Origin of the sequence: Rudanella lutea DSM 19387, from assembly GCF_000383955.1 — a bacterium.
Lineage (GTDB): Bacteria > Bacteroidota > Bacteroidia > Cytophagales > Spirosomataceae > Rudanella > Rudanella lutea.
Genome location: NZ_KB913013.1, coordinates 5,475,416 through 5,489,880, shown reverse-complemented (window position 1 = coordinate 5,489,880; position 14,465 = coordinate 5,475,416). Strand labels below are relative to the sequence as shown.

8 protein-coding genes are annotated in these 14,465 nt (G+C 56.0%); 4 read left to right on the top strand and 4 right to left on the bottom strand.

Features of this window, described 5'->3' with window-relative positions; translation table 11 throughout:
- The first annotated feature begins 157 nt into the window (after positions 1-157).
- Entirely contained in the window at positions 158-2,167 is a 2,010-nt protein-coding gene (locus RUDLU_RS0122515) for a ComEA family DNA-binding protein (protein WP_019990698.1), read from the top strand.
- 208 nt (positions 2,168-2,375) lie between these two features.
- Positions 2,376-4,427, top strand: a complete 2,052-nt coding sequence (locus tag RUDLU_RS28005) for a S8 family peptidase (RefSeq protein ID WP_052316757.1) — start codon at positions 2,376-2,378, stop codon at positions 4,425-4,427.
- Positions 4,428-4,500: 73 nt separating this feature from the next.
- Here the strand turns inward: RUDLU_RS28005 and RUDLU_RS0122505 are convergent, their stop codons facing one another.
- A complete protein-coding gene (locus tag RUDLU_RS0122505) occupies positions 4,501-5,451 on the bottom strand; it encodes a DUF4249 domain-containing protein (RefSeq protein ID WP_019990696.1) in 951 nt (316 codons plus the stop codon).
- A gap of 12 nt (positions 5,452-5,463) precedes the next feature.
- Complete coding sequence (locus RUDLU_RS0122500; protein WP_019990695.1) at positions 5,464-7,986, bottom strand: TonB-dependent receptor; 2,523 nt, start codon at positions 7,984-7,986, stop codon at positions 5,464-5,466.
- Positions 7,987-8,254: 268 nt separating this feature from the next.
- Between RUDLU_RS0122500 and RUDLU_RS0122495 the strand changes: the two genes are divergently transcribed.
- A complete protein-coding gene (locus tag RUDLU_RS0122495; protein ID WP_019990694.1) occupies positions 8,255-9,001 on the top strand; it encodes an ABC transporter ATP-binding protein in 747 nt (248 codons plus the stop codon).
- A gap of 8 nt (positions 9,002-9,009) precedes the next feature.
- Here the strand turns inward: RUDLU_RS0122495 and RUDLU_RS0122490 are convergent, their stop codons facing one another.
- A complete protein-coding gene (locus RUDLU_RS0122490) occupies positions 9,010-11,118 on the bottom strand; it encodes an outer membrane protein assembly factor BamB family protein (protein WP_019990693.1) in 2,109 nt (702 codons plus the stop codon).
- 53 nt (positions 11,119-11,171) lie between these two features.
- Complete coding sequence (locus RUDLU_RS0122485) at positions 11,172-12,740, bottom strand: polysaccharide biosynthesis C-terminal domain-containing protein (RefSeq protein ID WP_019990692.1); 1,569 nt, start codon at positions 12,738-12,740, stop codon at positions 11,172-11,174.
- 186 nt (positions 12,741-12,926) lie between these two features.
- Here RUDLU_RS0122485 and purH point away from each other — a divergent pair, with 186 nt between their 5' ends.
- Complete coding sequence (gene purH, locus RUDLU_RS0122480) at positions 12,927-14,429, top strand: bifunctional phosphoribosylaminoimidazolecarboxamide formyltransferase/IMP cyclohydrolase (protein ID WP_019990691.1); 1,503 nt, start codon at positions 12,927-12,929, stop codon at positions 14,427-14,429.
- Positions 14,430-14,465 lie beyond the last annotated feature (36 nt).

The window sequence follows — 14,465 nt, the reverse complement described above, 5'->3', positions numbered from 1 at the left end:
GCGGGGTACCGCGTCTCTACTTTTCTTTTCAACCGGATTGATGCCCCGGTCGTAGGCGGCATCCCCTGATCACAACCGCTTGCGAGTCCTCTACCCCACCCTACTTCTGCTACTCCTGTGCGTACGCACCTGGGCCCAACAACCACCCAAGCCCGCAGTGGACCTGAATGGTTTTCTACAGGGACTGTTTCCGGTACAGGCCGAAGGTATTGACTACCAATCGGTATTCGATAACCTCGCTCAGCTTTACGCCACCCCACTCGACCTGAATACAGCCACACGCGACGAACTGGCGGCTACGTACCTGCTCGACGAGCGGCAACTTAACAGCCTGCTCACCTACCGCGAACAGTACGGCGATTTGCTATCGGTGTACGAACTTCAGGCTGTACCGGGCTTCGATGTACCGACCATTCGGCGGCTAATGCCGTTCGTTGAAATTGGTTCGTCGGCCCTCTCAGGGCGTATGCCAGCTCCTGTCGACCACTATCTGCTTCTGCGGTATGAGCAAATTGTGGAAGAACAGAAAGGGTTTTCGGCAGCTTTGCCCGACAAAAACGGCAAGTACCCCACGCGTTACGGGGGTGGTTCGGCGCAATGGTTTGCCCGGTACCGATACAGCCGCCCACGGGCTTACAGCCTGGGCCTGACCGTAGAGAAAGATCCCGGCGAAGCGTTTCGGTGGCAACCCGGTAGCCGGCAGTGGGGTGCCGACTACGTTTCATTTCACGCACAGGTGCAAAACCGGGGCCGTTGGCGCAACCTGATTCTCGGTGACTACCAGCTTCAGATTGGACAGGGGCTCGTGCTGTCGGCCGGGTTTGTGCTGGGCAAAAGCTCCGAAACCGTGCAGACTGTCCGGCGGCCCACGCTGGGAGCTCGTCCGTACACCTCACTTACCGAATACGGGTATTTTCGGGGGGCAACGGCTACCTACGCGCTCGCCCGAAATCTGGACATTACGCTACTGGCCGCCCGCAACCGACGCGATGCCAATACCGCCCCGTCGACAGCAACAACCGTAGTGGAAGGAACCATTGCCACGTCGCTTCAAACTTCAGGGCTGCACCGTACGCCTTCCGAGCTGGCCGACCGGGGCAGCCTACTCGAAACCAACGTGGGCGCGCACCTGCTCTATCACCGGGGGCAACGCCTGCAACTGGGAGCCACTTTACTGCGCACCCAATTCGACCTGCCCCTACTCCGGCGCAACTTAACCTACAACCGGTACGAGTTTACGGGTCGGCAAAACACGGTGCTGGGCCTGCACGGCAGCTATATCTGGCACAACCTGAATTTCTTTGGCGAGGTGGCCCACAGCCGTGGTTCGCTCACCAACAGTGGGGGTGTGGGGGCCGTGGGGGGTATGCTGGCCAGTTTCAACCGGCGCGTCGACGTGTCAGTCGTGGCCCGGCACTACGACCGGAACTTCCATAGTTTTTACGCCAACGGGTTCAGCGAAAACACCCGCACTATCAACGAAACAGGTTTGTATGCCGGGCTGAAATACACCGTCTACCGCAAGCTGGTTGTGGGCGGCTATGTAGACGTAGTTCGGTTTCCGTGGTGGCGGTATCTGGTCGACAAGCCTTCGCGTGGTTTTGATTTTCTGACGCAGGCTACGTACACCCCTAACCGACAGACATCGTTCGCGCTCATTTTTCACGAAGAACATAAGGAAAAGAATAAGCCCGGTAGCAAAACCACACCGCGCGAGGTGGTAGGCACTACTCGCCGGAGCCTGGCCCTTACGGCCGAATACCCGCTGGGGCCGCGCCTAACCCTACGCTCTCGCGTGCAGGGGGGTACATTTGCCTACACGAGCCTGAGCCCCTCGCGGGGGTTTGCCTTGGTACAGGACGCAAGCTACGCGTTCAAACGGTGGCACCTGAGCGGACGGATAGCCCTGTTTGGCACCGACGACTACGACAGCCGTCAGTATGTGTACGAACGCGATGTGCTGTACGCCTTCTCGTTTCCAGCCTACTTCAACCGGGGCCTTCGGCACTATGTGCTCGTACAGTACGATGTGAGCCGCCACCTTGACCTCTGGTTACGCTGGGCCCGCACCAACCTCACCAATCAGGATACCGTTGGTTCAGACCTCGATCAGATCAATGCCCCGCATAAATCAGAGCTGAAAGTACAGGCCCGATGGCGGTTTTAAGTTCGTTCAGTCGGTTACAAACTGTGTATCGGCGGTCTGCTTTTTGTCAACTTTACACATTATCAAACACCTTACAAGTACACCTAAGACCTCCTTTATTCACTTCTAAATCTAAAGTCACGGTTAGATTTATAATTGTCTACAGGATCAGAGCATATCTCCCAGGAATCTGCCTAATTTTCAGGTCTGAGCTATAAACTACCTGATAATGAAGCACTTTCTCTACTTATTCACTTGGTTAACTACGATCGTTGCTGCTTCCGCCCAAACCCCATCGACACTTAAATCGGAAGCCCGGCTCAATGGGCACCTGCGTTCTTTATCTGATGCATACAAACAAAACAAGCGACTCGACTCCTCGATAGTCAACTCCCGACTCATCAACTTCGACAAAAGCTCCGGGCGGGTATTGGTCAATGCCATTGCCGAAAGAGACACAGCGACCCTCAGCGCCGAACTCCGGCAGGTAGATGCCGAAATTGTGAGTAGTCGCGCTCAGATTGTCAGCGCCTGGGTGCCCGTAGCCAACCTATCAGCGCTTGAGAGCCTGACCAGCTGCCGGTCGGTGCGCCCCGCTTACCGCCCGCGTTTGCGCACCGGTCCGGTCAATAGTCAGGGCGACTCCGCGCAGCGTTCGGGCGTGGCCCGACGTCAGTTTGGCGTGATTGGACAAGGGGTAAAAGTGGGGGTTCTATCCGACAGTTATGCGGCTCTGCCGCAGTCAAACACAGGCGTAACTACCGGTGAGCTACCGGGCATTGGCAACCCCAACGGCTATACCACGGCCGTGACCAACGTACTGGATTATACCACATCGGGAGCGTCGGACGAGGGACGGGCCATGCTCGAAATTATCCACGACGTAGCGCCCGGCGCCCAGCTCTTTTTCCGAACCGCGTTTATCTCCAACACCGATTTTGCGGCTGGTATTCAGCAGTTGGCTAATCTGGGGTGCAAAGTCATTATCGACGACATTGGCTATTTCGAAGAACCTTTTTTCCAGGACGGGGTCATTGCCCAGAGTGTCGACAATGTGAAAAACAACAATGGTGTTACGTACTTCTCGGCGGCAGGCAACTCAGGTAATGCCTCGTATGAAGCCAATTATCAGCCCTCTACGTATCGGCCGTTTAGTGGAACTATAAATCCTGAGGTGGCCCATAATTTCGGCACAGCAGCCGCACCGGTATATTTTCTACCCATTCGGTTGCCAGCACTGGGTGAAGCGGTTATCTCGTTTCAATGGGATGATCCATTTTTTTCGGTTACCGGAAACAGACAAGCAGATGCTCAAACCGATCTGGACATTTATCTGCTCAATGCCATTCCCAGTTCGAACACGGCTACTGTAGCGTTAAGCTCAATTGTAGCCCGAGGCTCTGACGACAATCTGGCAAGTGGCGACCCGGTCGAAATTCTGAGCTATGCCAACCCCAGCAATACGCCCCGGACTTTTTACATCATGATTGTAAAGTACGCGGGCCCCAACCCCACCCGAATCAAGTACGTTGAGAATTACGACTCGACCTTTCCGGCCGCAGCCAGCGCGATTGTGGGTATCAATGCAAGTACCTGTTACGGGCACCCCAACGCAGCCGGGGCCATTGCCACGGGGGCTGCTTTCTTTCTGGAAACACCCGCGTACGGCATTAACCCTCCGCTGATTGAAGACTTTTCCTCGAAAGGCGGCACCCCCATTTACTTTACGCCCAACGGCACCCGGCTACCCAGCCCCGTGACGCGGCAGAAGCCCGATGTGACGGCCCCCGACGGCGCTAATACTTCGTTTTTCTTTAGAGATAGCGCGTCTGATCCCGACACCTCACCTAACTTTTTCGGCACTTCGGCCGCGGCTCCACACGCGGGGGCTGTAGCGGCTCTGATGCTCCAGGCCAACCCCACACTGACGCCCTCGGCTGTCCTGACTGCCCTGACTGCTTCCTGCCTCGACATGGACGACCCCACAACCCCCGGTTTCAGCACGGGATTTGACTTTGTGACCGGGCACGGACTGATTCGGGCCGACGTGGCCGTGCAAAACGCCATTCCGGCTTCGTTACCGTGTGTCTCGCTCACTTCGGGCAACTGGAACAGCGCGGCAACCTGGTCGTGCGGGTTTATTCCACAGCTGACCAACCCCGTGAGCATTGGCAACGGGCACATCGTCACGATTAGCGGCCAAACCGCCCGCGCCCAAAAAGTCACTTTCAGCGGCACCGGAAAGCTCAATTTCCTCAACAACGGGAAGTTGGGGTATTAGAAAAAAGGAGGAAAGGGAGAAGGAGGAAAGGGACGCAAGCGCGGCCATTCATTCTCCCTCTCCTCCTTTTCTCCTATTTCCTTATCATCTCATCCGTTACGCGGGCGGTGCGGCTCCGAACAGCGGAGGTCACAAAAAAGCCGGTTGCGGCCGGGCCATTGGCGTTTAAGTTCCGAATATTGGTAGGTACGTTGGCGGGGGGCGTGGCAAACAAACCACCGTTGCTAATCTGTGTTCTCAGCTCAGCCAGAAAAAAGAAAGCTTCGGGCGTAATAGACTGCACCTCAACCCGCACCGTATCGTTCCGGGCATACAGCCGCTCAGGGTTTATAGACTGCCGAATGGGGCGAATAAACAGTAACCCATCCGTGTTTCCGTTGCTGCTGAAACCAGCATCGTAGACCGTAATCAGGTCGTTGGGGCGGTTTTGAAGCTGTCCGTTCCTGAAAAACCGGATCCGGTAGTAATCCGGGGCACCGGGAAAATCTTTGACGTAAAACTCCGCCTGAAAACCCCGCTCCTCCGAAATCGGGTTAACCTTTTCTTCCCGAAACACAATTGAATCGACAGCAGGCACCCGGTTCATGCGAGATACCGACACGTACTGCTGCCCGCCATACTCGATACCGAGCGTGTAGGTTTCGCCAATTCGCCCGAGGGTGTCGGTTGGGCTGCTGGGCTTCCAGCTATAAAATCCATCGTTATCAGGATCGGTAAAGAGGTACGTACGCCCTTTGCCGTCGCGGATACCCACCCGCGCCCCGGTGGCCGGTATAGCTGCGCCATTCTGGAGGTACGGGGCCGTTTGGGTCAGGCGGATTCGTTGCTCACTGAGGCCGTCGGTCAGCCAGGCATCCACCGACAATTGCGTAGGGCCTTCATCCAGTTTAGCATCAATGACGGTCTCACAGCCTACGAGCGTCAACGTGCTCAACAGTGCCAACAGGTACGCACTTCTGTATTTGCGGGGCCAAACGATTTGGGTCATCAGGCGGCCGAGTATGTTTTGGGGGTTTGATTGCATCAGTGTGGCAGGTTAGAATTTAAAATTGTACGTGACCGACGGGATGGCGGTTGCAAACACAGAGTACCGTACCGCCTGCGTGTTGTTGGTCACCTGCAACCGGCGGGTGTCGCCCAGCTCGGGCGAGCGCGGCACGTCGATGGTTGTGGCGGGTTCCTGCTGAAAAAACACCGAGAATGGGTTTTTACGGGCGTACACGTTGTACACCGAGAACACCCAGTTATCGTCTTTCCGTTTGCCCGGACGCTGCCTTCCCTTGAGCGTAGCCGCCAGATCGAGCCGGTGATATACCGGAATCCGGTAGTTGTTGCGCAGGTTGTCGGCGTTATGCGGTACCACATACCCCTGATACTCAAACCGCGTGGTTGGAAACGTAGCCGGCGTACCACTACTCAGGGCAAACGTGGCCGAGAAATTCCAGCGTTTCAGCCGACCGGTGCTGCCGGGGTCAATCAGGGCCACGGTATTGAGCGTATGCCGCCGGTCGAACCGCGAAGCAAACCAGTTCCCTCCGTTGATACCATCGACCAGTCGGTCGGTTTTGCCGAGGGTATAACTCACCCAGCCGTTGACCAGACCCGTGTTTTTCTTCACGTAAAACTCAGCGCCGTAGGCCCGCCCCCTACCCGACAGCAAATCGCCTTCGAGGTATTTGTTGAGCAGCAAATCGGCCCCGTCGATGTAATCCAGCTGGTTTTGCAGCCATTTGTAGTACACTTCCACCGATACCTCGTAGGTATTGTTGCGGCCATCTTTGAGGTTGCGGAAATACCCACCGGCCACCTGATCGGCCACTTGCGGCCGGATATTGTTGGTCGAAGGCGTCCAAACGTCGAGCGGGGTCGACGCGGTTGTGTTCGACACGAGATGGATATACTGCGCCAACCGGTTATAACTGAGTTTGAGCGAGCTATTTTCGCTTAGTTCGTATTTGGCCGAGAAACGAGGCTCCCAATTGCCGTAATTTTTGATCACATCGCCCCGCTTGTACGTACGCGTTTGGCTCAGAATCGGAAACCGGCGCTCGCCCGGCGGCACATCGGTCTGAAACGAGTACGCTTCACCGGGGCCGAGGTAGCTAAACAACGAGTACCGCAACCCGTACTGCAACTGCAACCGGGCCGATACCTGCTGCTCATTGCCGATGTACAGGGCGTTTTCGATGGCGTACTTATTCTCCAGACTGAACGTCCGAATACTGCCTAAACTCGCCCCGGTAGCCGTGCCGGGCTCAAAATCATACACGATGCTCTGCCCGCCGAACGTGAGGGTGTTGTTACGCAGAAAAAGCGTAAAATCCGGCTTGATGCTGTAGTTGATGATCCGCGATTTCCAGCGGAAATAATCGTTTTTGTTTTCTTCCTTCCGCTTCAGGTCGGAGTCGAGCATGTAGTCGTAATTGCTGTAAAAGGCCGTTGTGTTCAGAAACAGTTTCTGGTTGAACACGTGGTTCCAGCGCAGCGAGGTAGTGGCATTGCCCCAGTTGAAACCAAAGTCGGAGCCAAACACATCGCGACCCAGATACCCCGACAGGTAAACCGTGTTTTTGTCGTTGATCCGGTAATTAGCCTTGGCGGTGAAGTCGTAGAAGTAAAACGAAGAGCCCTTGAGATCGCCCGTCAGAAAAGGCTGGGCGAGCACGTCGGCATATGACCGCCGACCGGCCACAATAAACGAACCCCGCGCTGTACCATCGGCTTTTTTGAACAGGGGTCGCTCGTACGACAATCGACTAAAGATCAAGCCGATTCCCCCGTTCACTTCGGGCTTTTTGGCGTTACCTTCTTTCAGCCGCACATCCAGAATCGACGAAATGCGCCCGCCGTACAGCGATGGAATACCGCCCTTAATCAGCTTAACATCCTTAACGGCGTCGGGGTTGAAGACCGAGAAAAATCCGAACAGGTGCGACGAGTTGTACACCGGAGCTTCATCGAGCAGTACCAGATTCTGATCGATGTTACCGCCCCGCACATTGAAACCCGTAGCCCCCTCACCCACGGTCGTGACACCGGGCAGCAGCTGAATGGCCCGCACCACGTCGACCTCGCCCAGCAGGGCAGGCACCCGCTGTATGGTGCGCACGTCAATTTTATTGACAGACATTTCGATGGCCCGCACGTTGTCTTCTTCGCGCTCAGCCTTCACCGTGACTTCCTGTAAATCACGACCTTCTTCGCTCAGTTCAACATCTTTGCGCAGGTTCTCGGTTGTAAGCGTAATCGGAATCGTCTGTTTCTGGAAACCAACAAAGGAGATAACGAGGTTATACGAACCGGGAGGCAACGAGATGGCGTAATACCCGTAGTTATTAGTGACGGCACCGGTGCCGGTTTCTTTCACAAAAACCGACACGCCAATGAGGCCTTCGCCGTTTTTGGCGTCTTTTACGTAGCCACTTACAGTGAGTTGTGCCGCACCCGCGGGTGGTCGGGAAAGCCCATTTTGCCCCGTCGACTGCGCCCAGGAAACCGATTGGGCCAGGCAGGCAAGACCCAGAATCAGTGCCCACGCAGTGCGAAAAATAGAAATCATAAATTGGATAGGTTGTAAAATCGTCGATGGATGGTTTGTTAACAACTCGAAAAGTAAGTCAGATGATTTGGTGTTAGACCCAAAAATTGGACGAAGTGGAGAAAAACGACCGCGAACGGTCTTATGAGTAAGACAAAACCAATACTTTTACGAGCCTGAAAGCCCCTCATCCACCCTTATTCACCGACTTACCTTGCCCAATGGACCATTGTAGAGCCATTTACCCCTACCTATCCAGCCACCTATTCTGCCAGACGACTGACGCTTTATGATTCAGATAAAAAACATTTCGAAGACATTCGGCGACCGCAAGGTCCTCAACGACATCAGTGCCACCTTCAAGCCAGGCAACACCAGCCTGATTATCGGGGGGAGTGGAACCGGAAAAAGTGTGCTCCTTAAATGCATGATCGGCCTCGTGAAGCCCGAACAGGGCGAGGTGCTCTACGACGGTCGCGATTTTTTGAAGGGCGACGAAGAAACCATCAAGGCGATTCGGCGCGAGATGGGCGTTCTGTTTCAGGGGTCAGCCCTGTTCGACTCCAAAAATGTGATTGATAACGTGCGGTTTCCGCTCGAAATGCTCACCGACATGAGCGAGTCGGAAAAAGAAGACCGGGCCCAGTTTTGCCTGCAGCGGGTGGGGCTCGAACAGGCTGCCACCCGGATGCCGTCGGAAATTTCGGGCGGTATGAAAAAACGGGTTGGTATCGCCCGGGCCATCGTGATGAACCCCAAATACCTTTTTTGCGACGAACCCAACTCGGGCCTCGACCCGCTGACCTCGATCAAGATTGATCAACTCATCAAAGAAATTACCGACGAGTTCAACATCACCACCATCGTGATTACGCACGACATGAACTCGATGATGGAGATTGGCGAACAGATTTCGTTCCTCTACCAGGGCCGCAAAATCTGGGAAGGCGACAGCAACACCATTGTGAACACCAACGTGGCGGAGCTGAACGAGTTTATTTACGCTAACAAGCTACTCCGGGATATGAGCCGCTAAGAAGCTGTTCAGGGCAGGGCGAAGGCCACGTACTTATCGCCCGAGCGGGTGTTGAGCTTTCCCCCTCCGCAGGCAATCACAACGTACTGACGCCCGCCCACCGAGTAGGTGCTGGGCGAAGCATACCCAGCCGCCGGGAGGCCGGTTTGCCAGAGGCTTTGGCCGGTCCGGGTGTCGATGGCCCGAAACTGCTCGTCTTTACTCGCTGCCACAAACAGCAGGCCGCTACCCGTTACGAGCGGCCCACCGTAGTTATCGGTGCCCGTGGGCGGAAGCCCTTTGGCTGTCAGCTCTTTGTACTCGCCCAGAGGCACCTGCCAGCGGTGCTCGCCTGTGTTCAGGTCAATGGCGGTGAGTGTTCCCCAGGACGGGGCGCTTACCGGGTAGCCGTTGCGATCGTACCAACGATTGTAGCCCGTGTGTCGATAAGGCAATTTGGGTTTGGACACGTTCGCCCCATTAGCCGCCTGTGCCAGCCCCGCCGTTGGGTTGAACAAAAAGTCGACAATCGCCTTGCGCTCGGCATCAGGCAAATGGGCAAAAGACGGCATCAACCCCCGCCCGGTTTTCAGCACCTGATGCACAGCCTCGACCGACAACCGGGCTTCGAGCCCTACCAGCCCAGGATACGACCCATCGTGATTTCCGCGCCGGTCAGAGCCGTGGCAACTGGCACACCGCAGTGTATATAGCTGCGCGCCCAGCGTCATGCCTTTGTCGGCGGGCACCTCATTCGGAACCAGCGACGAATACACCGGATTTTGCTTGGCCGGAATGTACATAACTCCGCCCGGGTCCACCGCCGAACCGCCCCATTGTGCGCCCCCGTCGGTACCGGGATAGAATACAGTCATCTGGCCTGTAAGCGGCAGGTATGGGCTTCCGGTGCGGGCCGTTCGGAGCCGGGCCACAATCTCTTCACGGTTAGCAGCCCAGGGGTTAATATCGGCCTCGGTAAAGGTCTGTCGGGTAAACGGAGCCGGTTTGAGCGGCACAGGCTGGGTCGGGCTGGGGTACTCGCCCGGCATGGCATCGGTCGCATAGGGGCGTTCTTCCACCGGAAACAGTGGTTTCCCCGTCACCCGGTCAAACACAAACACATGGCCCTGCTTGGTCGTCTGCGCTACGGCGTCGATTCGTTTGCCCCTATGCACAACCGTCAGCAGATTGGGCGGAGAAGGCGGATCGCGGTCCCAGATGTCGTGGTGCACCAGCTGAAAATGCCAGATTCGTTTACCCGTCCGGGCATCGAGTGCCAGCAGGCAATTGGCAAACAGGTTGTCGCCCTGCCGGTTTCCGCCGTAAAAATCATAGGCGGCCGAGCCCGTCGGTACGTACACAATACCCCGTTGGCGGTCAATGGCCATACCCGCCCAGGCATTGGCCCCACCGAGCCGGTCGCGCGGATTGGCGGGTTGCCAGGTATCATACCCGAGCTCACCCGGCTTTGGAATGGTGTGAAACGTCCAGACGAGTTTACCCGTGCGTACGTCGTAGGCCCGAATATCGCCCAGCAAAGCGGTTTCGCCCTCGGCTACGCGGGCACCCACAATAATCAGATTTTCGAAGATGGTATTGGGCGTATTGGCCTGCACGTAGGTATCACCTCCGGGCCGCTCGATGCCCCGCTTCAGATCGATTCGGCCGCCCTGCCCAAAGCCATCGATAGGCTTTCCCGTGCGTGCATCGAGGGCGTAGAGCCACGGCCCGTACCCGAAAAAAATGCGTTGGTCATTACCAGAAGCCCAGTATGTAACACCCCGACTGGTGGTACCGCCCCCGCCGGTCAGATTGGTACGCCAACGCTCCCGGCCGGTAGCGGCATCGAGGGCAAACACCTGCGTGCCAGCCGATACGCCGTAGAGCACCCCATCAATTACAAGGGGATTACATTGCATTTGGGTGCGGTTGTTCACGGTATCGGCCCCGCCCGACGCGTACGTCCAGGCCACACGCAGCTGCCCCACGTTGGCGGACGTGATTTGGCTCAGGGATGAGTAGTGGCTTCGGGCACCGTCGCCGTTATATTCGGTCCAGTTGACATCGGGTAGCTGCGGCCGAAACGCCACTTGGGCGGTACCGAGCAACAGTACAGCCCCGACAAAATACCTGAGCATAAGCAGGATGGATAGAAAGTGTCTCGCTGGTAGAAGCGACCAACCCACCGGGTTTACCCATCGGACCGAGACGGTGCTGGCCGTTGCGCGGGCCGTCGCCGAATCCGTTGCAGAGCCAGCCGCACGGTGTCGCGCTCCACTACAGCGATAATACCCAGATACAGCACAAACAAGGCCATGTGGTAGGGCACCGAAACCCAGAGATTCGGAATCTGCACGAGGCTCGACCCGTAAATAAGCACAGCCGCACTGCCAATGTAAAACAGGGCCGAACCCAGCCGGTACGGCACCGGGTAATATTTTTCGCCCAGCCCATAACAGAGCGCCATCATGACAAAACTCGACGCCAGAAAAGCCCACGCACAGCCCATGTAGCCCATTTTGGGAATGAGCAGGATATTGAACAGAGCCGTAACCGCTGTACCTACTACGGTAATCAGCGTTCCAAAACTTGTTTTGTCACTCAACTTAAACCAGAACGAGATATTGTAGTACACACCCAGCAGGAGGTTGGCCAACAGCAAAATAGGCACCACCCCCAACCCTATCCGATATTTGGGCGACAAGGTCAGTTTGCCAATAATGTCCAGATTGAGGCTCACGCCTACCCACAACACCGCGCACACAATGATGAACCACTTGGTTACGTCGGCCAGCAGTTTAGGCGAGTTTTTATCTTCGGCCCGGCTGAAAAAGAACGGGTCGGCAGCAAACTTGAACGAGTTGATAGCCAGAGCCATGAAAATCGACAGTTTGAGGCAGTTTCCGTAGATACCCAGAGCATCGTCGGCAGTGAGGCCGGGATAAAAACCGTCGGGCAGAAACCGCCGGAGCAGCAGCCGGTCGGTGAGTTGGTTGAGCACACCCGACAGCCCCGTGAGCATAATCGGGAACGAATAGGCCAGCAGGGATTGAGCGGCTACCCAGTCGAGCGTAAACCGGAAACCGCTAAAGGCATTGCGAAGCAGAACCAGATATAAACCGTTGGCAATCAGATTAGCGAGCAGAATATAAGCCGGGCCAATTTCGGGCCGGTAAATAAACGAAGCCACCGGACGCAGGGCGGGCAGGTAGTCGCCCTCGGCAATGTCTTTGCACAGGATGATAAAGAAAACATTGAGCGCCACGTTGATCAGGATGTTGAGCACCTTGGCTAGCACAAACTGTTTTGCTTTGTTCTCGACCCGCAACCGCGCAAACGGCACCGCCATAATGGTGTCGATGGCCAGGATAAACCCGCCCCACATTACTGCAATTCCCTCGCCGGGGTATCCCATCAACCCGGCGATCTGATCGGCAAACAGGGTTGTAAAGAAGGCAGGAATCAGGCCCGACAGCACCAGCAGACTCGTGCTTCGGTTAAACACCAGTTGGCGTTCGTCGGCCCGCTCGTCGCCCTTGGCACGAGCGGCAAACCGAAAGTAGGCCGTTTCGAGACCGAGGGTGTAAATAGCCAGCAAGACCCCAATCCAGGCATAAATAGACACGTTTGAGGCCAGTTCAGCGGGTTTCAGAAACGCGTAAGTCTGGATGGGTGCCAGGGCGAAATTGATAGACCGGGCCAGAATGGTGCTGACGCCGTACAGGGCCGTATCGCTGGCTAGTTTCTTAAAGGTACTCATGTACGGATACGATTAGGCGGGCAAAGATACAGCCTCGGTTGGGTTGTCGGTGCCGGGGGCGTATCTTTGCGGCTCCGTGTCCATGTATACTGGAAAATGTGTAAAGAATAACGCATAGCGGATACTCCCGCCATGGGTTATGCTTTGCCGGCCGTTATACATCGTCCATTACTCATTCTCCATTATATGAAAAAAATAGCTTCCGCTCTGCTGTCAGTTTACTACAAGGATGGTCTCGAACCCATTGTCCGCCTATTGCACGAGCAGGGTGTTACGCTCTATTCAACGGGTGGTACGCAGACCTTCATCGAACAACTGGGCATTCCCGTTATCCCGGTTGAAGACCTGACCGGCTACCCGTCTATTTTCGGTGGCCGGGTCAAAACCCTGCACCCAGCGGTATTTGGGGGTATTTTGTACCGGCGCGACCTGTCCGAAGACGTAGCTCAGGCCGAGCGGCATCAGATTCCGGCTATCGACATGGTGGTGGTCGATCTGTACCCTTTTGAGGAGACGGTAGCCTCCGGCGCATCGGCGGAAGATATTATCGAGAAAATCGACATTGGCGGGATTTCGCTCATCCGGGCGGGGGCCAAAAACTTTGCCGACACGCTCATCGTTTCGTCGCGCAACCAGTACGCCGATGTACTGAGTATTCTGACCGCGAAGAACGGAGCCACCGATCTGGACGACCGCCGTCGGTACGCGCAGGAGGCTTTTGCTACTACGTCACACTACGATACGGCTATTAACCAGTACTTCCTGGGGCAGACAGCGGGTGGGTCGGCCACGCCCCTCCGCTACGGCGAAAACCCGCATCAGTCAGCTACGTTCTACGGCGATCTGGATGCCATGTTCGATAAGCTGCACGGAAAAGAACTTTCGTTTAACAATCTGGTCGATGTGGACGCGTGCATTCAACTCATTGACGAGTTCACCGACGAGTCAGCTGCGTTTGCCATCATCAAGCATACCAACGCCTGCGGGGTGGCTACGGCTCCCACTGCCAAAGAAGCTTACCTCAACGCGCTGGCCTGCGACCCGGTTTCGGCTTTCGGGGGTGTGGTGGTCACCAACCGCCCGGTCGACCTCGAAACGGCCGAGGAGTTGAACAAGCTCTTTATGGAAATTCTGATTGCGCCCGAGTTTGCTCCCGAAGCCCTCACGTTGCTGCAATCGAAGAAGAACCGGATTTTGCTGCGCCGGAAACCCGTTGAACTGCCCACTAAGCTGGTCAAAACGATCCTGAACGGCGTTCTGGAACAGGATAAGGACAACCGCACCGAAACCGGAGCCGACTTCACGGTCGTTACCGAAAAAGCCCCCACCGACAGCGAAGTAAAGGCACTGGAGTTTGCCCTGAAGGTCTGTAAGCACACCAAGTCGAACACGATTGTGCTGGCAAAAGAAGGTCAACTGCTGGCCAGTGGCGTAGGTCAAACGTCGCGGGTCGATGCGCTGAAGCAAGCCATTGAGAAAGCCCACGCGTTTGGCTTCGACCTGAACGGGTCAGTGATGGCATCGGATGCGTTCTTCCCCTTCCCCGACTGCGTCGAAATTGCGCATCAGGCAGGTGTCACGGCCGTGGTGCAGCCGGGCGGCTCCATCCGCGACAAAGACTCGGTCGACTACTGCAACGCCAACGGGTTGGCCATGGTGACCACGGGTGTGCGGCATTTTAAGCATTAATTTTATACATTTCGCTTCGGTAATTTATAAAATTGG

Bases quoted from the DNA above. Each gene is read 5' to 3' on its own strand.
- RUDLU_RS0122490 (WP_019990693.1), bottom strand. From the start codon at position 11,118: ATGCTCAGGTATTTTGTCGGGGCTGTACTGTTGCTCGGTACCGCCCAA.
- purH (WP_019990691.1), top strand. From the start codon at position 12,927: ATGAAAAAAATAGCTTCCGCTCTGCTGTCAGTTTACTACAAGGATGGT.
- RUDLU_RS28005 (WP_052316757.1), top strand. From the start codon at position 2,376: ATGAAGCACTTTCTCTACTTATTCACTTGGTTAACTACGATCGTTGCT.
- RUDLU_RS0122495 (WP_019990694.1), top strand. From the start codon at position 8,255: ATGATTCAGATAAAAAACATTTCGAAGACATTCGGCGACCGCAAGGTC.
- RUDLU_RS0122500 (WP_019990695.1), bottom strand. From the start codon at position 7,986: ATGATTTCTATTTTTCGCACTGCGTGGGCACTGATTCTGGGTCTTGCC.
- RUDLU_RS0122485 (WP_019990692.1), bottom strand. From the start codon at position 12,740: ATGAGTACCTTTAAGAAACTAGCCAGCGATACGGCCCTGTACGGCGTC.
- RUDLU_RS0122505 (WP_019990696.1), bottom strand. From the start codon at position 5,451: ATGCAATCAAACCCCCAAAACATACTCGGCCGCCTGATGACCCAAATC.